This is a genomic window from Mesorhizobium sp. M6A.T.Cr.TU.017.01.1.1 (assembly GCF_004023115.1).
GTDB classification, from domain to species: Bacteria; Pseudomonadota; Alphaproteobacteria; order Rhizobiales; family Rhizobiaceae; genus Mesorhizobium; species Mesorhizobium mediterraneum.
The window spans coordinates 21,485-45,953 of sequence record NZ_RZTA01000001.1 but is presented as its reverse complement, the minus strand read 5'-3'; the positions used below and the strand labels follow the sequence as shown (position 1 = coordinate 45,953).

Genomic DNA, 24,469 nt, shown 5'->3' with positions numbered 1-24,469 from the left:
TGCTGCAGAAGCTGGTGGGATTTGACTGTCATTCTAGCTCGACCCGAGGGAAGGCAGAACCGCTGCGGCCGGCACGGACTGCAAGTACCGCGACAAGGCGTCGACCTGCCTGGTCGCCGACATCGAGACGAGGCTGAACCGCGGCGCGTAAGCGCCGGCACGCAATGCGTACCGCTCGCGACGCCGAATGAGGTCCCATTTCGCGGTCCGCGTCAGGAACTCGTGCGTCAGCAGCGGTTGCATCTCATCTGATATGAGTTGGTAGAGGAAATAGAACAGGTTCAGCGTGCCGGCCTCATAGCTAGGCCTCGTTTCCGCCGGCAGTCCGGAAATTCTCGCTTCCAGTGCCAGAAGCCATTCGGCGGCACGGCCTACCGTATCCGTCGAGACAGCATCGCCGATGTCGCGCAGGTCCCGCGTGTTTTGCGCGAGTTCCTCCCGCTCAAGGGTCTCGGCCACGATCTTCAAATGTGTCCTCCGCATTTCCCCCTTGTGCCTGTTCGTCACGCTTTCGCCGTGGACACGATAGGCAATCAGGTTTTCGGGGATCATTGCGGCCGGGTAACGGTCGGTAAGCCGTCTGAAGAGATCGAAATCTTCGGCGTGCCTGTAGCTCCCGTCGTAATATAGATCGCCGCCCCTTATGACGTTCCTATTATAAACCACTGTAGGATGCATGAATATCGTGAAGAACCTCGACAATATCCGAAGGAGATTTTCCTGGAGCGCCGGATCGGGCAGGCCTTTGACGATGCGGTTGCCAAGCAGGAAATCCACGCCCGCGCCACACAGAGCAAGGTCGGGTCGCTGGTTGAAGAGCGCTACCTGACGTGACAAGCGCCAGGGATAGGCGATATCGTCCGCGTCCATCCTGGCGACCAGATCGCCCCGAGCCACACCTAGCCCTTCGTTCAAGGTTGCGACGAGGCCGCGGTTTTCTCGTGAGATGATGGAGATGCGATCGTCGGTCTGGCGGCACTTCTGCAGGATCTGCAGGGAGTTGTCCGTCGATCCATCATCGATCGCGATGATCTCCAGGCGATCGTAATCCTGCCGCAGGATGCTGCCGAGCGCGGCAGCCAAATAAGGTCCGGCATTATAGATCGGCAGCAGAACGGACACCAAGGGAGCGGCCATGGTCAGCTCCGATCCGTTCGCGGGAGGTCGCGTGCCAGGGATGATGTGCGGCCATCAAGCGGGCCACTGAAACGGGCTCCTGCTGTCCTCCCGAGCCACCCGCCACCGTTCGTTTTGACGCCTGTCGGGATGACGGCGCCGGCTCTTGGCGCAACATAGGGAAAATGGCGCTTGAGGCTGTTGAGCGGCTTTTCGAAAAACAGCCATGACACTGAAGCCACGATGAGGGTCGCCGTTCCCGCAACCAGGAATCGCCCCGGTCCTTGCTCCGAGACGTTGAGCGGGATCCAAGGCTGGGACATGACGGCGAGCGACAGGACGATGGGATGGTACAGGTAAACGCCATAGCTGACGCGGCCAAGCGCCAGTAGTGGCGGCAGTTCGAGAAGCCTCCCCCGATAACCGCCAAGGCCGGACGAGCAGCTCGCCACGACCACTACAAGCGGCGCGAGAGGCAGGACTTCCAGCAGCACCCAGCGGCCCCATTCCTGCACGGGATTTGCCGGCGTCGGCGCAAGCCACTGCAAGACGAAAAACGCGGCCGCGAGTGCCGGCCAGCCGAGTCGCAGCCACTGCGGCAAGCCGGCGGTTCTGGTTCGGTAGACTGCAAGCAGCGCACCTGACGCCAGCGCGTCCATCGATGCCGGCGGAAGCAGGTCGCGGGCGAGGTCGGGACTTCCAGCGATCGGCCAGTAAAAGCGATACGACAACGACAGCAGGATAACGCCGATACAGATCGATTGAAGACGCCGGAGCGGCGCCAGCAAGACGATCAATGGCCAGACGATATAGAACTGCTCCTCGATGCTCAGGCTCCAAAGATGGGCGAGGACCCAAGGCGTCCATTCGTTGCGCAGCGCGAACCAGAAATTCGACAGATACAGCGCATGCCAGACCAGCGATCCCCTCGAATGCTCCAGATCGACCAGCCAAACGAAACCCAGCACGGCAAAGTAGGGAGGGAATATGCGCAGCGCTCGCCTGATGTAGAAGGATTTGAGTGCTGGCGCGGTTTCGAATTCAGCGGCCGAGCGCGCGTCCAGAAGAAGGCGCGTGATCAGAAACCCGCTCAGCACGAAGAACAATCGCACGCCGATGTGGCCCCAGAAGGAAGACCCTCCCGCCGCAAAGAAATGCGAATACATCACCATCGTCACCGCGATGGCCCTTAGCGCGTCCAATTGCGTGTCGCGTCTCATCGGCCGCGTCCGCCAGTTGGATGTCTCCGCTGAAATTGTTGCCGCCGATCGTGTTCGCCGCTGCTCACTCTGCGGACAGCGGCGCCTGCGCAATGGCGCTGATCGTTTTCGCTCGAAGCGCTGCGTCTCGCACGGCTTGCGGAGGTTCGGGCGGGGCGATCGAATGGCTCTGCGCCAATCCCCGCCAGTGGGTCCACCAGATTGCAGATTGCCTCAACACCACGCTTCACCGGGCCTCCAGGGAGAATTGCCAAGGAGAGTCTCTTCACGCCATCGAATGCCCCAAGCCCGACGATAGGAAAAAAATGCTGCGCCGCAACACAAAATGTTAACGTGACTGAAATAGTCGCGTGAGGTACGCCTGCGAAATGCGCGAAAACCGCCCGAAATTGCCTATTTTGGCAGTTTTGCGTCCGAATCCCCGACTTATCCACACTTCGTATTGGCGCGAGCGCGCTGCAATGCAGCATGATCGATCGCTAATCAAGAGGAAACGGGCCCACAGACCTGACCTAAACAGAGCACAAAGCTCCCATCGTTGCCGATCGGGTCTCGTAGTTGGGGGACAAAAGCCGGCCTAGTTTATGTCCACTTTTGACCCCCCTGCGCCCACTCTCGGCCAATCCTTACGCCGGTTGCAACTCCCTGCGCGGCAGCCGCGGGAAGGCGATCGCCACCGCCACCGCGCCGAGCCCGACAAGGGCCGAGCCGATGAACAGCCAGGAATAGCTGGCATAGGCATCGAACACCATGCCGCCGGCGAGCGGGCCGAAGGCCATGCCGATGCTGGACAGCATGGTGACGGCACCAAACACCGTGCCGAGGATGCGCTGGCCGAAATATTCGCGCGCCAGCACCGCATAGAGCGGCATCACGCCGCCATAGGTGGCGCCGAAGATGATGGCGAGCGTGTAGAATTGACCAAGCTCGCTAACGGCGAGATAGGCTGCGATGACCACGGACTGTATCGCCAGACCGGTAATCAGCACCGGCTTGACCCCCAGCCGGTCGGCAAGCACGCCGTATAGAAGCCTGCCGCCTAAGCCGGCCAGGCCCTCGATGCTGTAGATGCTGACCGCCGCCATCGGCGCTATGCCGCACTGCATGGCATAGCTCACCATGTGGAAGATTGGCCCGGAATGCGCCGCGCAGCAGGCAAAGAAGGTCAGTGCCAGAACGATGAATTGCGGCGAGCGGAACGCTTGGCGAACCGACATGCCGGTATCGTTGGCGGCAATATCGGCGGCGGCGCCGTCGGCGGCAGGCTTGGGCGGCTGGCGCACCAGCAATGCGGCCGGCACCAGCAGCGCCCATGCCGCGACGCCGATGACGAACATGGCGGTGCGCCAGTCATAGGCCGTGATCAGCCATTGCGCGAAGGGCGAGATCGTCATCGGCGCCACGCCCATGCCCGCCGAGACCAGGGAAACGGCCAAGCTGCGATTGGTGTCGAACCAAGCGGCGGTCAGCGCGATCATCGGCGCGAAGAAGGCGCTTGCCGCGAGGCCGACGAGCACGCCATAGGTGATCTGGAAGACAAGCAGCGAGCCGGTGCGGCTGGCCAGCACCAGCGCCAGCCCGAGCAGCAACGCACCTGTCATCACCACGATGCGGGCGCCGTAGCGATCGTAAATGGCGCCCCAGGCGAAGCCGCCGAGGCCCATTACCAGGAAGTTCAGCGTCATAGCGCTCGATATGCCGGCGCGCGACCAATCTGTGTCGAGCGCCATCGGCTCGAGGAAGATCGCCAGCGAGAACATCGCCCCGAGGGCGACACAGGTCATCACAGCACCTGCCGCGACAATGACCCACCGATAGGAAAGGCTCATGTTTTTCTCCCGAGATCGTTTGGACACGGCACGACTTCTTTCGAGCTTCGTCACACCGCTTGCGTCCGAAGGACGATGGCGACATTTCGAATCCTACAATCCGGTTGCGTTTTTTATCCAGTCGGGAAATCGCCCCACTCAATTGCTCCATTGCATTGACCGTGCACCGTCCTGAGCTAGATTTCCAACCTGGCGATCAGGAGCTAACAGGCATGGAACTTCATCGCGGCCGTCTCATCGACCACGTCCAGCTGGTGGTCAGGGATCTCAAGGCCAGCCGCCGCTTCTACGAGGCGGTTTTCAAGGTGCTCGATATTCCAATCGGCGGCAGCGCCGAGGATTATTTCTGGGCCGACGAGCTGTTCGTCTCCAGCATCGACAGCCGGGCGGCCAACGGGCAACTGACCGGGCGCCACCACCTTGCCTTCCAGGCAAAGGACCGCGCGATGGTCGACGCCTTCTACAAGGCCGGCCTCGATGGCGGCGGCACGGACAATGGCGCACCGGGCGAGCGGCAGCACTACCATCCCGGCTATTATGCCGCCTTCCTGCTCGATCCCGACGGCAACAATATCGAGGCCGTCTTTCACGGGCCGGCGAACCGCAGCGCCGCTTCGGTGAAGATTACGTTTTAGCTCGATGGACAGGGATTCTCGTTACGTCGCGCCGCGCCAGGGCTTGATATTAAACTTCAACGCAGCGACGCTCAAAGGCTACCGCATGGCCATCGAGGAAGCGCCGCTGTCTTTGCCACGGAGCGCCTGCCCTATCGCGTCAGCGCCGCCATCTGGCTCGCCAGGAAGTCGACGAACAGCCGGGCGCGGACCGGTAGCTGTCGCCCGTACGCATGGACGATGTGCACCGGCATGGTCGGCATCGCCACCTCGGGCAGGATGCGGACCAGACGGCCGGTGTCGAGATCGTCCTGCACGGCAAACTGCATCAGATGCGCGATACCGGCTCCAGCAAGCGCCGCTTGCCGGATGGCACCGCCGTCATCGGTATCGAGCCGCCCGTTCGGCACGATCACCATGCCGTCGGCCAGGATAACGGGATAGGGACGGCCGGCCATCTGGTAGCGGACGAAGTCGTGGCTCTGCAAATCCTCGATCGAGGCCGGCCGGCCGTGCCGTTCGACATAGGCCGGCGACGCCACCAGCATGATCGGCAGATTGGCGATCTTGCGCGAGACGAGCCCGGTGTCCGACAGCGCCCCCATGCGCACCGCGACGTCATAGCCTTCGCGGATCAGGTCGGCGTGGCGGTCGGTGACGCTGAGCTCGAGCTTCACCTCGCTGTGCTGAGCCAGGAACGCTTGCGCCCATGCGGCGATCAGGCCGCGCCCGAGTTCGACGGATGCCGTGACGCGCAGCAGGCCGCGCGCCGTATCGGCCATCTGGACTATGTCCTCGGCATCATCGAGCGCTCTCAGCAAAGGCGCGACCCGCTCGTAATAGGCGAGGCTTTCGCTGGTCAGCCCAAGCCGGCGCGTCGAGCGCTGGATCAGCCTGACGCCCAGCCGCCGCTCGAGCCGCGCTACGCTCTTCGACACCGCCGACGGGCTGGAGCCGACCAACCGGCTGGCCGCATGGAACGAGCCGGCGTCGACCGTGCGCACGAAGGCGACGAGACCGGCGGTCTTTTCGAGGATGGTGGTCATTCAAGAATTCCAGGCACGAAAGAACCGATCGAGGCGATCCTAATACGCTATCCCATCACTATTAAATACCGCTCATCGTCAACGAAGGAGAGATTTGATGAGCAAGCTGAACGGCAAGGTGGCCATCGTCACCGGCGCCTCCAAGGGTATCGGCGCCGGCATCGCCAAGGGTCTTGCGGCGGCCGGTGCCGCCGTGGTCGTCAACTATGCTTCGTCGCCGGAAGGTGCGGACCGCGTCGTTGCCGCGATCAAGGCCGCAGGCGGCCGAGCCATTGCCGTCCACGGTGACGTGTCGCAAGCGGCCGACGTGCGCCGCCTGTTCGAGGCCGCCAAATCGTCGTTCGGCGCGGTGGACATCCTGGTCAACAACGCCGGCGTCTTCGCATTCGAGCCGCTGGAAGCGGTGACCGAGGCCGAATTCCACCGTGAGTTCGACACCAATGTGCTGGGCACCATCCTGACCATCCGGGAAGCGGTGAACCATTTCGGCGCCGGAGGCGGCAGCGTCATCAACATAAGCTCGGTCGCCAGCCTCAACCCGCAGCCGAACTCGCTGGTCTACGCCGCCACCAAGGGCGCGGTGGATTCGATCACGCTGTCGATGTCGCGAGAACTGGGCGCCCGCAACATCCGCGTCAACGCCATCGCGCCCGGCGGCGTCGACACCGAAGGCCTGCAGCGGATCGGCATCGTCGGCAGCGAGTTCGAGAAGCAGGTCATCGCCATGACCCCGCTCGGCCGCTTCGGCCAGCCCGACGACATCGCCCGAATCGCGGTGTTCCTCGCCTCAGACGACGCGTCCTGGCTGACCGGCGAGCGCATCACCGCCTCGGGGGGCTGGCGGTAGGCATCGAGCGCGGACTGCGCCGTTTCACGGACCCAAGCAGCGACATTGATCACCGGCAATCGATGACGGGGGCGATCTGTGCCCTATGTTGCGACGAGGGAGGAGCGCCGTTCGGTACCGATGACGGCGAGGAACCAGGAAGATGACGGACGACGAAAGAGCAATCCGAAAGCTGGTCGAGACGTGGATGGATGCGAGCAAGCGTGGAGACACCGCAACCGTCCTCAGCCTGATGACGGACGACGCGATCTTCATGGTTCCCGGCCGGGAGCCTTTCGACAAGGAGATCTTCGCAGCGGCCGCGCAGGAGATGGCCGGCGTTCACATCGACGGCACGAGCGATATCGTGGAACTACAGCTTCTCGGCGACTGGGCCTTCATCCGCAGCCGCATCGACATGACCGCGACCCCGCCGAATGGCGAGCCGGTCCATCGATCGGGATATGCGCTGACGCTCCTGCGCAAGGAGGCGGATGGTGCATGGCGGCTGGCCCGCGATGCGAACCTGCTGACCGCGCAAGACTAGAGCCGGTCTCCGGCATCTCTGCACCGGAAGGTGCGCCAGGGGAGCGATAAGATGGCAAAGAAGCGATGCAGCTCGCCCTGAACAGCGTTCCCCTCCTCCACCTGATCACACCGGCAACAGGGCGTTCGGCTTGACATCGGCGATGGAGGCGAAAGTGTGCGTTTCGCGCACGCCGGGCAGTGGCAGGATGACCCGCTGCAGGAAATCCTGGAACACCGCCATATCGGCGATCCGCGCCTTCACCAGATAATCGAAACCGCCAACCACCATATGGCACTCCAGAACCTCCGGAGCTTTCGCCACGGCTTCGGCGAAACGGTCAAAGACATGCGGCGCCGTGTGGTCAAGCCGGACCTCGATGAACACCAGCGTTCCCCGGCCGACCTTGCGCGGATCGAGCACGGCCCTGACCGCGGTGATGAACCCGTCGCGGAACAGCCGCTTCACCCGCTGGCTGGTTCCGGTCGGCGAAAGCCCGACACGCCCGGCAAGATCAAGCGTCGTCCGGCGCCCGTCCTCCTGCAGCAGCCGGAGCAGGCTGCGGTCTATCTGGTCGAGATCGCCCATCTCACAATCCACGCTATCTCAGGGATTTATATGCTAATTTCACGCAGAGATGTCAAAATCAACGTATTTCATCACCTAAAACCCCGCAATAGCCTGCGCTTCCCTCACCCACTCAAAGCGAACGTGGTGAGCCAATTCGACGAACACAGGAGTGCAGGATGACCAAGGAAGCGTTCAGCCCAACCGGCAAGAGTGCGGCGGAAATCAGCAAGGGAGCGACCGAGATCCTGGTGCTGAGCGAAGCCGACGTGATGGCGTGCATCGACCTCAGCCAGCTTCTCGATGTTCTGGAAGACGGCTTCAAGGCGCTGTCACAAGGCAAGGTCGTCAATCCACCCCGACCACAACTCGACATCCCCGGGGCCGGCTACAGCCTCGCCATGCCGGCCTGGATGGAGGGCATGAACCTGACCGTCAAGATCGTCAATGTCTTCGAAGGCAATTTGGCGAAGAACTTGCCCAGCCACCTCGCCACCATCAGCCTGTTCGATCCGCTGTCCGGCCTGCCGGTCTGCATCATGGACGGCACCTTCATAACAGCGGTGCGAACCTCCGGCTCCGCCGTGCTGTCGGTGCGCGCGCTTGCCCGCCGGGACGCCAGGATTGCGACCGTGGTCGGCGCCGGCGTGCAGGCCAACCAGCACCTGCATCTGTTGCCGCTGGTGCGCGACTTTGCCGAAATCCGTGTCGCTTCAAAGAGCTTCGACGATGCGGCAGCGCTTGCCCGGCTGCATCCGTCGGTGGTGGCGGTCGCCGACATCGAGGCGGCAGTGCGCAGTTCCGACGTGGTGTGCCTCGCGACCCACTCCTACGAGCCGGTGATCGACGCAGGCTGGGTCCAGCCGGGCACGCATGTCTCGTCGGTCGGGGTGGCGCCGCCCGGCGGTGAAATGCCGATCGAGCTCATCGGCAAATCCAGTCTTTTTGTCGAGACCAAGGATGCATTCAAACCGACCCCGGTCGGCTCTTGCGAGCTTGCCGACTTCGACCCGGATTTCGGCACCGAGCTTGGAGCCATGCTGCTCGACCGCGCGCCGGGCCGCGTTTCGGATCAACAGATCACCACCTACAAGGCGATGGGCATTGCCATGGAAGACATGGTCGCCGCCGACCTCGCCTATCGTTGCGCCAGGCGTCTGCGCAAGGGAAAGCTCATCGTGCTGTAGGCGCGTGCCGCGAGCCAGGCGGGATCGACGTTGCTGACAATGGCGCTCAGGCCGGCCCGCGCTTCAGCGCCTGCGCCATGCAGTGGATGCCGCCGCCGGTCTTCGAGATCTCGCTCATGTCGACCGCCGCCACCTCGAAGCCGCGCGCCTTGAGCTGGCCGATCAGCGTCTGGCTGGACGTCGGCGCGATCACCCTGTCCTTGCCCAGCGACATGAAGTTGCAGCCGAGCGCCATCGTATCCTGGAACGGCACGTCGATGATCTCGTGGCCCTTGCCCTTCAGCCAGTCGACGATGCCCGGCTCCGTGCAGGCGAGGCAGACGGCGGTCAGCTTTTCGGCGATCGGCACCACCATCAGATCGATATGGACATAATATTCGTCGATGAAGGCGATGCGGGTCTCCCAGCCCTCCTTGTCGAACCAGGCCTGGACCTGGCGCGCGCCCTCCTCCTGCGTGCGGGCGCCGCCGCAGCCGATCAGCACCACGCCGTCCTCGATGACGTTGAAGTCGCCGCCCTCGAACGTGCCCGCCGTGACCATGTCGTAGATCGGAATGCCGAGCTTCTCATACGTGCGGATCGCCGCGTAATTCTCGCCGCGCCGCCACCAGTTGGCCATCGCGGTGATGATGACGCCATACGGCGTCATGACACTGGAATCGCGCGAATAGACCTGCATCGGCAATTCCGGCGTCGGCTCGTGCCAGTGGATGTTGACGCCGAAATGCTCGTAGGCGGCGACCAGGTCCTTGTGCTGCGCCTGCGCGATCTGGACGTTGCACGGCGCCTCGCGCAGATGCTTGCGCGACAGCGAGCTGGTCGAGAGGTGGCGCAGGAAATTCGGCGAGCCGAGCAGCACGTCGGTCAGCACATCGGTCTCGTTGGCGAAGCCCCAACCGGTCAGCGGCTTGGTGCCGCCGGCCGGGTTGCGGCGCTGCAACGAAAACGGTTCTGCTACGATGCGGTCATGAACGGTCATGGAGTTCTCCTGGCTTGGGTGATCACGCGGCTTGCGGGTTGCTTGGTATCCACCAGTCCCGTCCGCGCGGGGTGGTGACATATTCCGGCCAGCGGAAATGGATCGGCGGCTCATAGTCGCAGAGCGGCGCCAGCCATTTGCTGCCGCCGATGCCGCCACCGGTGCGGGCGACGAATTCGTCCATCGCCGCATCGCGGGCGGCCTTGTCTTCGAGCAGGCGAAGTGCTGCCAGCGCGATCGTCTTCGCGGCACAAGTGACCATCGGATCGATCGTCGCAGAAATGCCGCCCAGCGCGTTCATCGCCCAGGACGGATAGGCGTGGCCATTCTGCGCACGCAGCGCCGGGCGGGCGACGTAGAACCGCGCCGTCGGCGTGTGCCATGACATGTCGGTGTAATCATCGGAGGTCGAGTTGAGTTGCGACGGCGGCAGGTCGCGGCGCAGGATCGCTTCTGCATCCTGCGGCGCAATCAGCTGCTCCAGCTCGGCGATGAACGGCTCGTCGGTCGCCGCGCCGCCGGCATTGACTTGGATTTCGCGGGCGACGGCCTTGGCCGTCTCGTCCCAGCGCGGCGGCCCGACCGTCGACAGCGCCTCATAGGCGATGCCTGACATCGCGTGATTGGCGAGGCCCGGCCGCGATTTCGACACCCAGTGCCGCTCATGGCGGCAGCCGCTCATCTTAGCGGCGGCTTCCGCATTGCGGTCGAGCACGGCGGTCACCTGCTCAGCCATCGCCAAGGTCGGCACGCGGATCATGTACTGGATCTCGGCCAGCCCTGCCGGCAGATTGTCAGCGGTCGCCTGTCCTGCCGTCAGGATCGCCTCGCTGATCGACCAGCCGCCCTGATGCGGCAGCATGGAATCGCGCAGCGCCTTGGAGGCCATGTACATCATCATGAGCGCGTCGTTGGCGCCGGGCGCCCGCACCGCCGAATGCGCCTGCGGGATCGGCGCGCCATCGCTTACGCGAACCCAATTTTCGGGTTCGTCGCACACAAAGCGGTAGATCATCGCATAGGCCGCGCCGCAATGCGTGTCCCAGCGCGCCGTGTTGCAGAGCGGCAGCATGTAGAAGGGATGGAAGGAGATCATGCCGGCGAGGCCATCGTAGTAGCCCTTTGCCGCATGGATCGGCTTCGACCCCCGCACTTTCTCCGCCGGCTCGCCGGTGAAGCGCAGCGTGCCTGATATGCCGTGCCGCTGCATCGCCGCCTTGGTCGCCAAAAGCCCGCCGAGGCTGGCGATACCGAGCCCGGAATGCGGATCGGTGTGGCCGCCGGCCTCAGCGCCGAGGCCCGCGCGCGGTCGCTTGACGGTCGCCGCGTCCTGGCAATTGCCCGGCACAGCGTCGTATTCGGCGTACATGCCGATGGTCGGCCCGGCGCCATTGGTCCAGTGGGCGCAGAAGGCGGTGGGCATGCCGCCGGAGCCTTCCTCGACGGAAAAGCCTTCGTACTTCAACTGCTCGACATACCAGGCGGCCGACTGGTATTCGCGCCAGGCGGTCTCGCCGAGGTCGAAGATGGTCCGCGTCCACGCCGAAAGCGACGGCTGGATGTCGTCCAGACAGGCAAGCGCGGTCGCTTGGGCTGAGGTGGTCACCGGTTCCTCCATGACTGAAAGAAAGCAGTGAAGCGCCTCGCCAAAAAGTGATATGTTTTTCCGGCTCATGCAAATTCGGTTCACCTCTTGAGAATTCCCTCGACGCAGGCGCTGCGCGCCCTCGACAGTTTTGCCCGCCACGGCAGCGTCTGGCGCGCCGCTGACGAACTGCATCTGACCCGCAGCGCCGTCAGCCATCAGCTGCGCCTACTCGAACGCGATCTCGGCTTCGATCTGCTCGAGCGCATCGGCAAGGGCGTGGCGCTCACCCCGCGCGGCCAGCGCTATGCCAGCGACGTGCGCAAGGCGCTGACGGTGCTGGGCGACGCCGTGAGCCGCCATGCCGGCACCGGCGTCGGCGGCTCGTTCAGCGTCAGCTGCACCCCGGGCTTCGCCTCGCTATTCCTGTGTACTCACATTGGCGAATTCCGGCAGATGTACCCCGATGTCGCCCTGCGCATCCTGACGCCGCGGCGGCTGGACGATGTCAGCAATGCCGAGGCCGATGCCTTCATCGCCTTCGGCGTCGGCAACTGGCCGAACCGCGCGGTCGAGCTGTTGTGCGAGATCTCATTCACGCCGCTGTGCAGTCCGACGCTGCTCAACAAGATCGGCGGCTTTTCCAAGCCCGCCGACGTGCTGCGCGCCAATCTCCTGCATCTCGGCGACACCGAGGACTGGGCGCGTTGGCTGGCGCTGTCGAAGGTCGAGAATCCCGACATCGAGGGCGGCATCTTCTTTTCCGACATGAACCTGGTTTTCTCGGCGGCGATCGCCGGCCAGGGCATCGCCATGGGCGACGAGCTGACCAGCCGCCGGGCGCTGAGCGAAGGCCGGCTGGTGCGCCCATTCGACATCGCGATCAAATCACCGCGGTCGTATTTTCTCGTGTCAGAGCATGCGAAGGCCGGGCATCCGGTGCTGAATGTTTTTAGTGGATGGTTGCGGTCGAAGCTGTCGGAGAACCAGCGTTAATCTCCCCCCTTGAGGGGGAGATGGCCGCGAAGCGGCCAGAGGGGGTTGGTCCGACTGGGCTCGGCCCGATCTGCTTTCAAAGAAAGAGGAAGTCGCCACTCCACGCGCAGCGACCCCCTCTGTCGCCTTCGGCGACATCTCCCCCTCGAGGGGGGAGATTAGCTGCATAGATGAATCAAATTTGCCGGTCAGGCGAAAACTATTCGGTTGCGGTAAGCCGCCGCCCTGCCTACGATTTCAATCAGCATTGAGGACAAAGGCAGGATGCAGCAACCCGGCCGGGCCGCAGAGATCAAGGCAATCGGGATCGGCAAGAGCTTCGGCTCATTCCGTGCGCTGGACGATCTGACGCTCGATATCGGCCGCGGTGAGTTCCTGACCCTGCTCGGTCCGTCAGGCTCGGGCAAGACCACCTTCCTGATGATCCTTGCCGGCTTCATTCAGCCCACCGACGGCCGCCTTTACAGCGACGGCGTCGACATCACCGAGCGACCGGCCGAGCAGCGCGCCGCCGGCATGGTGTTCCAGGGCTACGCGCTGTTCCCACATATGAGTGTCGAGGCCAACATCGCCTTCCCGCTCAAGGTGCGCAAGAAATCGTCGGCCGAGATCAAGCGACGCGTCAGTGAGATGATCGAGCGCGTCGGGCTGAAGGGCCACGAGAAGAAACTGCCGTCGCAATTGTCCGGCGGTCAGCAGCAGCGCGTGGCGCTGGCACGCGCCCTGGTATTCGAGCCGGGCGTGCTTTTGCTCGACGAGCCGTTCTCAGCGCTCGACAAGGGCCTGCGCGGCCAGATGCAGGCCGAGATGAAGCGGCTGCACCAGGAGACGGGCACCACCTTCGTCTTCGTCACCCACGACCAGAGCGAGGCGCTGGCGCTGTCGTCGCGCGTCGCCATCTTCAACCACGGCAAATTGCTGCAGGTCGGCGCGCCGGACGAGGTCTACGACCGGCCGGCCAACCGTTTCGTCGCCGAGTTCCTCGGCGAGATCAACATGCTGCCGCTGAAGGGCGTGCGCAACGCCGACAATGGCGCCACCGGCCTGTGCGAAGACCGCACCATCAACCTGCGCGGCAATGCCAACGCGGTCGGCAGCAACGCCATCCTGGCGATCCGGCCAGAATACATGTCAATCGCGCCCGAAGCGGCAGCGGGCGAGAACGGCATCGCCGCCACCGCGGTCGCCTCGACCTATCTTGGCGCTGCGACGCGGCTCGATCTGACGACACGCCAGGGCGCCAAGGTGACGGTCTCCGTGCCGAACGAGGTTGCCGCCTCGGCGCTCAGCAAGGGCAATTCCGTGTGGCTGACATGGCCGGCGGAAAAGGGTTTCCTCCTTCCGGACGGAGGACAATGACGATCGGCGTGACGAAGCTGAAATTCGCCAAGCCTACTTTCGGGAAATATCAACGACAAAAAAAGGGGAACTGACATGACAAATGAAACCAAGAAACATTCCATCGAGACGCTGTCCGCCAGGGCGGCGCGCGGCGAAATCTCGCGTCGGCAGTTCACGCAGCTGGCTGCACTCGTGCTGGCCGGCACGCCGATGCTGCTGCGCTCGACCGGTGCCTTCGCGCAAGCCAAGCAACTGGTGCTGGTCAACTGGGGCGGCGACGCCATCACCGCCTATGATGCGGCCTATGGCCAGGCTTTCACCAAGGAGACCGGCATCACCGTCAAGATGGACGGCTCCGGCCCGACCGAAGGCGCTATCGCCGCGCAGTTCAAGAGCGGCGCTCCGACCTGGGACCTGGTCGACGTCGATCCGTTCTCGGCCATCACGCTCGGTGCGCAGGGCATGCTCGAGCCGATCGACTATTCGATCGTCGACAAGAAGAAGATGCGCGAGGGCTTCGGCTGGGAGCACGCCGCCTCGACCTATTTCTTCTCCTATGTCATCGCCTACGATTCCGAGAAATTCGGCAGCCAGGCGCCGACCGGCATGGCCGATTTCTTCGACGTGGCGAAATTCCCCGGCAAGCGCTCGCTCTACAAATGGGGCGTGTCGAGCTGGGAAGCCGCTCTTTTGGCCGACGGCATCGCACCGGCCTCGCTCTACCCGCTCGATCTCAAGCGCGCGCATGACAAGATCGCCGCCTTCAAGGAGAATGTCGTCGCCTATTGGGGCGGCGGCGCCGAAAGCCAGAGCGTGCTGCTCGACGGCGAGGCCTCGATGGCGATCGTCTGGTCGACCCGGGCCTCGCTGATCGAGCAGGATTCCGGCGGCAAGATCAAGTTCATCTGGGACCAGGGCCTGATCTCGCCCGGCGCGCTCGCAGTGCTCAAGGGCAATCCCGGCGGCAAGGACGCGGCGATGAAGTTCATCGCCAGCGCCCAGGATCCGGAAAAGCAGCTCATTATGTTCGACAAGCTCGGCCAGGGTCCGGCCAATCCGGCGACCGACGCGCTGATCCCCGCCGACAAGAAGCGTATCAACCCGGTCGACCCCGAAAACATGAAAAAGCAGATCGCGCTCGACATGGAGTGGTACGCCAAGAACTACGGGGCCGCGCTCGACGAGTACACGAAGATCATCTCCGCCTGATAGGCCTGGGGAAACCGGGCCGAGATGAAAGCATACTTCTCCGACAGGATGGGCGCGGCGCTATTGATGGCGCCGCTGCTCCTATTCCTTGGCGCCGCCTATGCCTGGCCATTCTTCGGCGTCGTGAACTGGAGCTTCACGCTGCCCGAGCCGGGGCTCGGCCAGTATGGCACGCTGCTTAGCGACCCGCTGGTGCAGTCGGTATTTGTCCGCACGCTGCGCATCGCGGCAATCGTCACGATCGTTTCGGTTGCCGCCGCCTACGCCATCACCGTGGTGTGGGTGCGCGGCACGCCTGCGCAGCGTGTCGTCGCTGAGTTCTGCATCCTGGTGCCGTTCTGGATCTCGGTGCTGACGCGCGCCTTCGGCTGGGTGGCGCTGCTTTCCAATCGCGGCCTGTTCAACACCTGGCTGCAGGCGATCGGCTTCATCTCAGAACCGCTGACGCTGGTGCGCAACGAATTCGGCGTTATCGTCGGCATGACGCACTTCCTCATTCCCTTCGCCGTGTTTCCGCTGGCGTCTTCCATGCGAAGCCTCGACGACCGGGTGCTGCTGGCGGCGCGCGGGCTCGGCTCCAGCCGCATGCGCACCTTCTGGTCTGTCTTCGTGCCGATGACCCGCTCCGGCATCATCGGCTCGGCGCTGATCGTCTTCGTCTTTTCACTCGGCTTCTTCGTGACGCCGGCGATCCTCGGCGGCGGCCGCAGCGTGATGATCGCCGAGCTGATCTATCTCCGCATCTTCCAGAGCCCGGACTGGGGGCTGGGTGCGGCGATCAGTGTCGTGCTTGTGCTGTTCGTCGGCGCGCTGATGGCGCTACTGTTCCGCTATGTCAGACCGAAGCAGCTGATCTGATGCCGACTTACCGCCCCGGCCCCGTCTCGCTGATCCTCGCCGCGCTGGTGGCGCTGTTCCTGCTGTTGCCGCTGCTTGCCGTCATACCGGTGTCGCTGACGCCGACCCGCATGCTGGCGATGCCGTCCGGCGAATTGTCGTTGCGCCACTACCGGGCGCTGATCGAGGATCCGCGCTGGATCAACTCGATCCTGCTCTCGATCAGGATCGGCGTCGTCAGCAGCGCCTTTTCCACCGTGCTGGCGCTCTGCTTCAGCCTTGGTGTGTGGATGTTCCAGCCGCGCTTCACCGCCGCACTCGTCGGCTTCGTGCTGCTGCCGATGGTGGTGCCGCCGGTGGTCTCGGCAATAACGCTCTACTTTCTTTTGACCTCGATTTCCGGCGTCAGCTCGTTCTTCGGCTATGACACCTGGCTCGGTGTCGCCATGGCGCATGCGGTGATGACGGTGCCCTTCGCCACGGTGCTGATCCTGGTGTCGCTAAGCCAGCTCGACCGGCGTATCGACCTTGCCGCACGCGGCCTCGGCGCCACGGTGTGGGAGCGCGCCACCCGCATCATCATGCCCAATATCAAGTTCGGCATCATCACCGCAGCCCTGCTGTCCTTCGTGCTCTCATGGGAAGAGATCGGCGTCACCCTGTTCATCACCTCGGTCAACGCCATCACGCTGCCAAGGCTGATGTGGATGGGCCTGCGCGACAACATCGACCCGGCGATCGCAGCACTCTCGGTGATCCTGATCATCATCACGGTGCTGGTGCTTGTGGTGCGCAGTGTTGTGGTCAGGCTGCGCGGGGCGCCTTAGACAAAACTCACCGAGACGCGGCCAAACCTGCCTAAATCGCCGGTGACTTTGTCACCGGCCTCGACGCTTATCGGCGTCACACAGGTGCCGGTTATCACCATCTGTCCCGGCTGGAGTGCTATGCCCAGGCCCGACAGTTCATTGACGATCCATGTGAGCGCAATCCGAGGATCGCCCAATACAGCTGCCCCCGTTCCGTTATGCTGCGACTTTCCAGAAACGAAAGCGACCACCGGGTGCTTCGCGAGATCCACGTCGCGCCAATCGTCTTCTGCAGCTTGGCCGATGACGAACAGGTTGGCACAGGCGTTGTCCGCTATGAGCTGCGGCGCCCCGACTGCGCAGAAATCGTCGTATCGTGAGTCCGGTATTTCGATCGCGGGGTGCAAGGCCGCTACGGCATCCATCACCTCAGCGATTTCATAGGGTGCTGGACGAGGCGGCAGTTGGCGGCCGAAACGGAAAGCGAATTCGATCTCGGCCACGCGCATCTTGCTCGTCGCCAGGGAAATGGCCCCACCGACCTCAATCTCTTTTTCAGCCAGGAGACGCCCGGCCATCGGGCCGTCGACGTTGATGTGCCTTTGTCCGGCCAGACTGGTTGCGGCAATCTTCCAACCGAAAAGCGGAGCCGCCGAACGATCCATCACATGCGACTGGATAGCGTAACCTTCGATGCGCGTTTGTGGCCGTAACTCCTGGGGTATGGCGTCGAGACGGGTGCCCTTCTCCCAATGGCTCACCAACAACTGGGACGCGGCCCTGGCCTTTTCTGGATCGAGCATCGTCAGCTCCGGAAATCAAAGAAGACGCCTCACTACCCGTCGCTTCGTGGATCAGGAGCCGGCAAGGAACATTCTGCTAGTGGACCCGTCCACACATGGGGCAAGGATAGATGACCAGGAATCGCGAGTCCACATTCACGCTCCGCATACCAGGCATCATAGCCGGACTGCAGATCGCAGTGCCGTCGCCGATTGTCTTTCCGAGATGGAACAGCGGGCGGCGTCTCCATCACCGGGTTCACGCCGTGGTGATTGGTGACAAGGAAACCTTGTGCCATCGGATGCGTTTTAGAGTGTTCGACAGCAGGGGCTTCACCATGAATCAAGGATGGTTTTCCAGGCCGGTGTCAGTTTCGGTCGGCATTGCCGGCGCGACCCGACACATCTTGAGCGCACAGCAGGCAGTAGAACTACTGGCGGGCCAGTGGCGGGATGCGGGCAGTCTGCAACACAGCTCAGCGCTGCGCGCATGCCGCCGGGCCATGAGCGGCGATGTTTCAGCCGAAATCGCCAGGGATGCGTTTGTCGGAGCCGCGCGGGAGGCGCATGTTCTGGTCGAGTGAGCCGCCGAACAGAGCCGGATAGTTGGCGGCTATATTACGGCGTCGCCCTATCCCATGGCGTGGCGGATAGTCTTGGACAAACGGCTGAGGAATGCCGGTCTCGACGATGCGTCAAGCTTCCACGATAGGACCGCCGTCGCCATTTTCCGCGGCAACACCCCGACCGATAGGAACCACGCGGCAAGCACGGCGCGCCGTCGCAGGGACGCTGTCATTTCGAGACTGGCGACGGCGCCGGCCGCCCCGAGCGCCAGCCGGGAATCGTCGGCCACGGGGTGCAGTCGCCTGTCTGCGCACAGCGATGCCAGTCGCTCTTCCAGGTGGACCGGATCGTGGCGGACAGCCTCGGACGGCACGACAGTCAGGCCGATCTCGGAGGCCTGGTCCGACAACGCCTGCATGCGGCGGAAATCGTGGATTACCCTCCAGCGCGCCCGCTCGGCGAGCTTTTCACCGAAGACCGAATGGTTGGCGCCGTGGATCCGATAGGCGCCGACGCATTCCTCAACGGACTGGACGTGCCCGTACATAGGCGCCAGCGTTGCAAGATAGCCGTCAGCGCCCTGGCGGAACTCCGGCTCCGGAATCGGCATGATCGATTCCAGCGTTGCGCGGTCAAAGGCCAGCCCGCTGGTCACGGTTGTCTGATAGCGGCCCTTGTGCAGCAGTTTCGGCATGACGTCGCCGCTGTCGAAGGGCAATTCGGGCGGCGGAAAGACATCCTTGATGCGTTGCCGCTCGTCGACGATATGCAGCCTGGACTGCACTTGGGCCGTTGCCGCATCCCAGGTGTCGACGATCGTGGAAACGGCGGTCGGATAGAGGTAGTCGTCGGCGTCGAGGAAGAGGACGATCTTGCCGGAGCTTGCCGCAAAGCCGGTGTTGAATGCCGCCGCATGCCCGCCATTTTGCGCTCGCGGACACGCGACGATCTCGCCGCGATATGATTCTATGATTGTCGTGGAATTGTCCTGCGATGCATCGTCGACGACGATGACTTCGACGTCCGCGTAGTCCTGCTCCAGGGCGCTGTCGATGCTGCGTTTGAGGAAACGCGCGTAATTGTAGTTCGGAATGATGATGGATACCGGAATCCTCGGTACAGACTGCATCGCGTTTGACCTCGCATCTTGCTTTGGTTTCGGCAAAAGCCCGCTCACGGGCCTGCCCCCTCTTCAAGCGCGACGAGTTCCTGAGAGGAAAGCCTGCGCCTTCCATCAGGAGACGAGTCACGTCTCTTGCGACTTCGTACTGAGGCCGCGATTGCCTTCGAGGGCTGCCGCTTTGGTCAGGTCGGCGGCAGCAAAAGCTCCGACGGTTTCGGCCGGTCGCAACCGAGCCCGACGGAAATGTCTCGCCTTCGGTCGCGATCAGATCGGGATCGAAGTGGACGGGCGCCTTGAAGGCATGGCGGATACTGGCCTTCAAATACGGCTGGAACAAGCCCCGTGCCAGGAACAAGGCTCACAAGCCTGTTACATCGAGGCAGGCGCGCAGCGGCGTGGCCTGTGGATAATCGCGGATGTTGGAGATTGGCGGCAGGTAGCCCGAAGCCGGCGGCAAGCCGGCTTCGGGCTATGACCATGCAGACCTGAACGGTCAGGCGGGCTGCAGCCCGGGCAGCGACAGGTCGGCTTCCTCGGGCAAGTCGCCGGCCATTGCGGCAGCGAACTTGGTCTGGTCGAGTTCCCCTTCCCAGCGCGCCACGACCACCGTCGCCACCGCGTTGCCGATGAAGTTGGTCAGCGCCCGGCATTCCGACATGAAGCGGTCGACGCCGAGGATCAGCGCCATGCCGGCGACCGGCACGGTGGGGACCACCGAAAGCGTCGCGGCCAGCGTGATGAAGCCGGCGCCGGTGATGCCGGCGGCACCCTTGGAGCTCAGCATGGCGACGGCGAGCAGCAGGATCTGGTCGCCGAAGGTGAGCGGCGTGTCGGTCGCCTGCGCGATGAACAGCGCGGCCAGCGTCATGTAGATGTTGGTGCCGTCGAGGTTGAAGGAATAGCCGGTCGGGATGACCAACCCGACCACCGATCGGTTGCAGCCGGCACGCTCCATCTTGGCCATCAGGCCCGGCAATGCCGCTTCCGAGGACGAGGTGCCGAGAACCAGCAGCAGCTCCTCCTTGATGTAGCGGATCAGCGCCAGGACCGAGAAGCCGTTGTAGCGGGCAACTGCGCCAAGCACCACCAGCACGAACAGCAGCGCGGTGAGGTAGAATGTGCCGATCAGCATGGCGAGGTTGGCGATCGAGCCGATGCCGTATTTGCCGATGGTGAAGGCCATGGCGCCGAAGGCGCCGATCGGCGCGGCCTTCATCAGGATGGCGACGAGGCGAAAGATCGGCGTGGTCAGCGCCTGCAGGAAATCGACGACCGGACGGCCGCGATCGCCGACCATGGCCAAGGCAACGCCGAACAGCACCGAGAAGAACAGCACCTGCAGGATGTCGCCCTTTGCGAAAGCGCCGGTGATGGTGTCGGGGATGATGTTCATCAGGAAGCCGACGATGGTGGTGTCATGCGCCTTCTCGGCGTAGCCCGTCACCTTCGTGGCGTCGAGCGTGGCCGGATTGATGTGCATGCCGGCGCCGGGCTGGACGACATTGGAGACGACGAGACCGACGACAAGCGCCAGCGTCGAGAACACCAGGAAATAGATCATCGCCTTGCCGGCGACGCGGCCGACCTTCTGCAGGTCGGAAACGCCGGCAATGCCGGTCGCCACCGTCAGGAAGATCACCGGCGCGATCACCATCTTCACCAGCTTGATGAAGGCGTCACCGAACGGCTTCATCGCCTCACCGGTTTCGGGATAGAAATGGCCGAGAAGCACGCCGGCGGCGATCGCCGCCAGCACCTGCACATAGAGATGCCGGTAGAAGGGAAGTTTGCCGCGCGGCTCGGCGGCAGCGAATGCTGTCTGCATGACGTCCTCCATTGTGCTCCGATCGAAAGCTCGACCTCCCGGAGCAATTGCATTGACCACCCCCAGCAGCCTCACGACCGCTGAATTCGTGTTTGCAACTGCCGTGCCAAGTGCGCGGAAAAGAGCCTACCGTTTGATTTTATTGAATACTCTCGGACCCAAGGTTTCGTCTCGCGCACAGAAAGTGCGGATATTCGCGTAACCGAATTGTTCTTTGTGCGAAATCATGCACAAATGTGTGATGCTGCAACGCCCCGCCGCCGCCTTGCCGTCGACGCCCGAGCAACTCGGCAGGCGGGCGCGCCGTGCTTGGCTGCTGTTTGCGGCCATCGCCCTTGCGATCGCCACGGCCGCACTTCACGGCGCCGGCCTTTATGGCCGCGCCACTGAGCTCGGGGCACTGGCGGCGCAGGGCCGCACCGATGCCAATCTGAAGGTCGCGCTGCTGCGCGCCGTGCTGGAAAGCCCGCGCGCCCTGCCCCTGCTTTTGTCGGAAGACCAGCAGGTGCGCGATGCGCTGGCGCAGAAAAGCATTGCGGCGGTCGATGTGCTGAACCGCAAGCTCGACGGGCTGGTCTCCGGCACCAAGGCTTCGGTGCTCTATGTCATCGGCACCGACGGGCTGGCGATCGCCTCCAGCAACTGGCGCGAGCCGATCAGCTTCGTCGGCAACGACTACCGGTTCCGCGATTATTTCTCCGGCGCGATGCAGGCCGGCACTGCCGAATATTTCGCGCTCGGCAATGTCAGCAAGCGTCCCGGCCTCTACATCTCGCGCCGCGTCGGCGACGCTGCCGCCCCGCTCGGCGTCGTCGTCGTCAAGGCGGAATTCGATCAGCTCGAAACCGACTGGCACGAGGCAAACCGCCCGGCCTATGTCAGCGACGAGAAGGGCGTCGTCCTGATCACCAGCGTGCCGTCCTGGCGCTTCATGACGGCGACGCCGCTGGCCGGGCCTGATCTTGCCGCCATTCAGAACAGCCAGCAGTTCGGCGACGCACCGCTGATGCCGCTGCCGATCACGCGCCCCCAGGCACTCAGCCCGGACGTCTCGATCGTCCACGCGGTGACGCCCGGCGGCAGCGACGCGGAATATCTCAGGCTTTCCACACCGGTCCCTTCGACCCCCTGGCGGCTCGATTATCTCGTTCCGGCTGAAGCGCCGATCGCCGCCGCGGTCCGTGAAATGCGGCTCCTTGCACTCGGCGTCGTTGTCCCGTTGCTCGGCCTTGCTGCGTATCTGTTGTGGCGTCGGCAGTCGGGACAAATGCGGATCGCCGCCGAACAGGCGGCGCGCACCGAGCTCGAACGCCGCGTCGTCGAACGGACCGAGGATCTGAGCCGCGCCCGCGACCGGCTGCAGGCCGAGATATCAGGTCACCGCAGCACCGAAGCCAAGCTGCAGGTGGTGCAGCAGGATCTCGTCCAGGCGAACCGCCTCGCCATCCTCGGCCAGGTTGCCGCGGGCGTCGCGCATGAGATCAACCAGCCGGTTGCCACCATACGCGCCTATGCCGACAACGCCCGCACCTTCCTCGACCGCAAGCAGACAGCGCCGGCCGAGGAAAACCTCGGCGCCATAGCCGCGCTGACCGAACGCATCGGCACCATCACCGAAGAATTGAAGGCCTTTGCCCGCAAGGGCCGCACCGCCGCCGAGCCGGTGGAATTGCGCGACGTCATCGAAGGCGCCGTCGTGCTCTTGAAAAGCCGCTTTGCCGGTCGGCTCGACGCACTGGTCATCGACCTGCCGCCGCCTGCGCTCAAGGTCATGGGCAACCGGGTCAGGCTCGAACAGGTGCTGATCAACCTCTTCCAGAACGCCCTGGAGGCGCTGGAGGGCCGCGACGACGCAAAGGTGCGGGTTTCGGTCGAGGAGACGGCGGACGGCGTGACGGTCGGCGTGTCCGACAACGGACCGGGCATTCCGCCAGGAATTCTCAGATCGCTGTTCACGCCGTTCAACACCTCCAAGGAAAAAGGCCTCGGCCTCGGCCTCGTCATCTCGAAGGATATCGTCGCCGATTATGGCGGACGCATCGAGGTTTCGAGCGACGACAGCGGCACCCGCTTCACCATCCATCTCTTGAAAGCAGCGTAATGGCCAACGACAACGCAGCGCCGGTCATTCTGATCGATGACGACAGCGATCTCTTGAGGGCCACCGCGCAGACGCTGGAGCTTGCCGGCTTTTCGGTATCGGCTTTTTCGGTGGCGGCCGAGGCGCTGGCCAGGCTCGACGCCGGTTTTGCCGGCGTGGTGGTGTCGGATATTAGGATGCCGGAAATCGACGGCTTGCTTCTTTTCGACCGCGTCCTGCGGCTGGACGCGGACATTCCGGTCATCCTGGTCACCGGGCATGGCGACATCGCCATGGCGGTCAAGGCGATCAAGGACGGCGCCTACGACTTCATCACAAAACCCTTCGCCGCCGACCGGCTGGTGCAGAGCGTGCGCCGCGCGGCGGAGAAGCGCCGCCTGGTGATGGAAAACCGCGCCTTGCGCGAGGCGGCCGGAGAAGCGCAGGACGGCTTGCCGCTGATCGGCCAGACGCCGGCAATGGAAAGGCTGCGCCGCACGCTGCGCCAGATCGCCGACACCGATGTCGACGTGCTGGTGACCGGCGAAACCGGCTCCGGCAAGGAGGTGGTGGCGAGCCTTCTGCATCGCTGGAGCCGCCGCGCCAGGGGCAATTTTGTTGCGCTGAATTGCGGCACGCTGCCGGAGACGGTCATCGAGAGCGAATTGTTCGGCCACGAGGCCGGCGCCTTCACCGGCGCGCAGAAGAAGCGGATCGGCCGCATCGAGCACGCCAGCGGCGGCACGCTGTTCCTCGACGAGATCGAAAGCATGCCGGTCTCGACGCAGGTGCAGATGCTGCGCGTGCTGGAGATGCGCGAGGTCACCCCGCTCGGCACCAACGAAATGCGGCCGGTCGACCTGCGCGTGGTTGCGGCCGCCAAGGTCGATCTCGGCGATCCGCGCCAGCGCGGCACGTTCCGCGAGGACCTCTACTACCGGCTCAACGTTGTGACGATCTCCATTCCGCCGCTGCGCGAGCGCCGCGACGATGTCGCCCTGCTGTTCTTCTATTTCGCCGAGCGCGCCGCCGCCCGCTTCCGGCGCCCGGTGCCGACTGTCCCGGCCGCGGTGCACCGCCATCTCCGGGAACATGACTGGCCGGGCAATGTGCGCGAGCTCGCGCATTTCGCCGAGCGGCTTGTGCTTGGATTGGAGGAAGACGCTGCGACGCCATCCCCTGCCCCAGCTGAGCCGGATGCCGCCATGAAGCTGCCGGAGCGGTTGGAGCGCTACGAGGCCGACATCATTCGCGAGACGCTTGGCCGCAACGAGGGCGACGTCAGGCGCACGATCGAAGCGCTGGGGATTCCGCGCAAGACCTTCTACGACAAGCTCCAGCGCCACGGCATCGTGCGCAGCGAGTTTTCCCGATAAAGGTCGCCCAGCGCGGCGGCTTCGATTGC

Annotated in this window: 22 protein-coding genes; 12 read left to right on the top strand and 10 right to left on the bottom strand. The window is 63.8% G+C overall.

The window, feature by feature from the left end; genetic code table 11:
• Window positions 1-33: 33 nt before the first annotated feature.
• The 3 genes from EOB36_RS00235 to EOB36_RS00225 form a co-directional block, all read right to left on the bottom strand.
• A complete protein-coding gene (locus EOB36_RS00235) occupies window positions 34-1,137 on the bottom strand; it encodes a glycosyltransferase (protein WP_128284011.1) in 1,104 nt (367 codons plus the stop codon).
• A gap of 2 nt (window positions 1,138-1,139) precedes the next feature.
• On the bottom strand, window positions 1,140-2,336 hold the full coding sequence (locus EOB36_RS00230; RefSeq protein WP_128284010.1) for an acyltransferase: 1,197 nt from the start codon (window positions 2,334-2,336) through the stop codon (window positions 1,140-1,142).
• A gap of 626 nt (window positions 2,337-2,962) precedes the next feature.
• Window positions 2,963-4,165, bottom strand: a complete 1,203-nt coding sequence (locus EOB36_RS00225; RefSeq protein ID WP_128284009.1) for an MFS transporter — start codon at window positions 4,163-4,165, stop codon at window positions 2,963-2,965.
• Window positions 4,166-4,377: 212 nt separating this feature from the next.
• On the opposite strand from EOB36_RS00225, the gene EOB36_RS00220 reads away from it, so the two are divergent.
• Window positions 4,378-4,800 (top strand): VOC family protein, encoded by a 423-nt coding sequence (locus tag EOB36_RS00220; RefSeq protein WP_128284008.1) that lies wholly within the window; start codon window positions 4,378-4,380, stop codon window positions 4,798-4,800.
• A 131-nt stretch (window positions 4,801-4,931) separates the two neighbouring features.
• Here EOB36_RS00220 and EOB36_RS00215 read toward each other — a convergent pair whose 3' ends face one another.
• The gene (locus EOB36_RS00215) at window positions 4,932-5,825 is read right to left on the bottom strand and encodes a LysR family transcriptional regulator (protein ID WP_128284007.1); all 894 of its coding nucleotides are present in this window, start codon (window positions 5,823-5,825) and stop codon (window positions 4,932-4,934) included.
• A 97-nt stretch (window positions 5,826-5,922) separates the two neighbouring features.
• On the opposite strand from EOB36_RS00215, the gene EOB36_RS00210 reads away from it, so the two are divergent.
• Window positions 5,923-6,672, top strand: a complete 750-nt coding sequence (locus tag EOB36_RS00210) for a glucose 1-dehydrogenase (protein ID WP_128284006.1) — start codon at window positions 5,923-5,925, stop codon at window positions 6,670-6,672.
• Window positions 6,673-6,814: 142 nt separating this feature from the next.
• A complete protein-coding gene (locus EOB36_RS00205; protein WP_128284005.1) occupies window positions 6,815-7,198 on the top strand; it encodes an SgcJ/EcaC family oxidoreductase in 384 nt (127 codons plus the stop codon).
• 105 nt (window positions 7,199-7,303) lie between these two features.
• On the opposite strand, the gene EOB36_RS00200 is transcribed toward EOB36_RS00205, so the two are convergent.
• Window positions 7,304-7,765, bottom strand: coding sequence for an Lrp/AsnC ligand binding domain-containing protein (locus EOB36_RS00200; RefSeq protein ID WP_095489198.1), 462 nt, complete (start codon window positions 7,763-7,765; stop codon window positions 7,304-7,306).
• A 158-nt stretch (window positions 7,766-7,923) separates the two neighbouring features.
• On the opposite strand from EOB36_RS00200, the gene EOB36_RS00195 reads away from it, so the two are divergent.
• Window positions 7,924-8,931, top strand: coding sequence for an ornithine cyclodeaminase family protein (locus tag EOB36_RS00195; RefSeq protein ID WP_128284004.1), 1,008 nt, complete (start codon window positions 7,924-7,926; stop codon window positions 8,929-8,931).
• A gap of 46 nt (window positions 8,932-8,977) precedes the next feature.
• Here the strand turns inward: EOB36_RS00195 and EOB36_RS00190 are convergent, their stop codons facing one another.
• A complete protein-coding gene (locus EOB36_RS00190; protein ID WP_128242212.1) occupies window positions 8,978-9,910 on the bottom strand; it encodes a dimethylarginine dimethylaminohydrolase family protein in 933 nt (310 codons plus the stop codon).
• 22 nt (window positions 9,911-9,932) lie between these two features.
• On the bottom strand, window positions 9,933-11,528 hold the full coding sequence (locus EOB36_RS00185; RefSeq protein ID WP_164897414.1) for an amidohydrolase: 1,596 nt from the start codon (window positions 11,526-11,528) through the stop codon (window positions 9,933-9,935).
• Window positions 11,529-11,603: 75 nt separating this feature from the next.
• Between EOB36_RS00185 and EOB36_RS00180 the strand changes: the two genes are divergently transcribed.
• The 5 genes from EOB36_RS00180 to EOB36_RS00160 all read left to right on the top strand — a co-directional run bounded on the left by EOB36_RS00180 (window position 11,604) and on the right by EOB36_RS00160 (window position 16,705).
• The gene (locus EOB36_RS00180; RefSeq protein ID WP_128284002.1) at window positions 11,604-12,491 is read left to right on the top strand and encodes a LysR substrate-binding domain-containing protein; all 888 of its coding nucleotides are present in this window, start codon (window positions 11,604-11,606) and stop codon (window positions 12,489-12,491) included.
• A gap of 264 nt (window positions 12,492-12,755) precedes the next feature.
• Entirely contained in the window at window positions 12,756-13,850 is a 1,095-nt protein-coding gene (locus tag EOB36_RS00175; RefSeq protein WP_126105583.1) for an ABC transporter ATP-binding protein, read from the top strand.
• Between the two features lie 75 nt (window positions 13,851-13,925).
• A complete protein-coding gene (locus EOB36_RS00170; protein WP_127292974.1) occupies window positions 13,926-15,041 on the top strand; it encodes an ABC transporter substrate-binding protein in 1,116 nt (371 codons plus the stop codon).
• 24 nt (window positions 15,042-15,065) lie between these two features.
• Complete coding sequence (locus EOB36_RS00165; RefSeq protein ID WP_127292976.1) at window positions 15,066-15,899, top strand: ABC transporter permease; 834 nt, start codon at window positions 15,066-15,068, stop codon at window positions 15,897-15,899.
• The gene (locus EOB36_RS00160) at window positions 15,899-16,705 is read left to right on the top strand and encodes an ABC transporter permease (RefSeq protein WP_128284001.1); all 807 of its coding nucleotides are present in this window, start codon (window positions 15,899-15,901) and stop codon (window positions 16,703-16,705) included. The genes EOB36_RS00165 and EOB36_RS00160 overlap by 1 nt, the downstream gene beginning before the upstream one ends.
• Here EOB36_RS00160 and EOB36_RS00155 read toward each other — a convergent pair.
• Entirely contained in the window at window positions 16,702-17,490 is a 789-nt protein-coding gene (locus tag EOB36_RS00155) for a fumarylacetoacetate hydrolase family protein (protein ID WP_127203953.1), read from the bottom strand. The genes EOB36_RS00160 and EOB36_RS00155 overlap by 4 nt on opposite strands.
• 317 nt (window positions 17,491-17,807) lie before the next feature.
• Here EOB36_RS00155 and EOB36_RS00150 point away from each other — a divergent pair, with 317 nt between their 5' ends.
• Window positions 17,808-18,053 (top strand): DUF982 domain-containing protein, encoded by a 246-nt coding sequence (locus EOB36_RS00150; RefSeq protein WP_128284064.1) that lies wholly within the window; start codon window positions 17,808-17,810, stop codon window positions 18,051-18,053.
• A 47-nt stretch (window positions 18,054-18,100) separates the two neighbouring features.
• Here the strand turns inward: EOB36_RS00150 and EOB36_RS00145 are convergent, their stop codons facing one another.
• Both EOB36_RS00145 and EOB36_RS00135 read right to left on the bottom strand, forming a co-directional pair.
• Complete coding sequence (locus tag EOB36_RS00145; RefSeq protein ID WP_128284000.1) at window positions 18,101-19,165, bottom strand: glycosyltransferase family 2 protein; 1,065 nt, start codon at window positions 19,163-19,165, stop codon at window positions 18,101-18,103.
• Window positions 19,166-19,652: 487 nt separating this feature from the next.
• Entirely contained in the window at window positions 19,653-20,996 is a 1,344-nt protein-coding gene (locus EOB36_RS00135) for a dicarboxylate/amino acid:cation symporter (RefSeq protein WP_095489190.1), read from the bottom strand.
• A 229-nt stretch (window positions 20,997-21,225) separates the two neighbouring features.
• Between EOB36_RS00135 and EOB36_RS00130 the strand changes: the two genes are divergently transcribed.
• Together EOB36_RS00130 and EOB36_RS00125 are read left to right on the top strand one after the other, a co-directional pair.
• Window positions 21,226-23,085 (top strand): ATP-binding protein, encoded by a 1,860-nt coding sequence (locus EOB36_RS00130; RefSeq protein WP_206637129.1) that lies wholly within the window; start codon window positions 21,226-21,228, stop codon window positions 23,083-23,085.
• Window positions 23,085-24,440, top strand: a complete 1,356-nt coding sequence (locus EOB36_RS00125; RefSeq protein WP_095489188.1) for a sigma-54 dependent transcriptional regulator — start codon at window positions 23,085-23,087, stop codon at window positions 24,438-24,440. The genes EOB36_RS00130 and EOB36_RS00125 overlap by 1 nt, the downstream gene beginning before the upstream one ends.
• The last annotated feature ends 29 nt before the right edge of the window (window positions 24,441-24,469 follow it).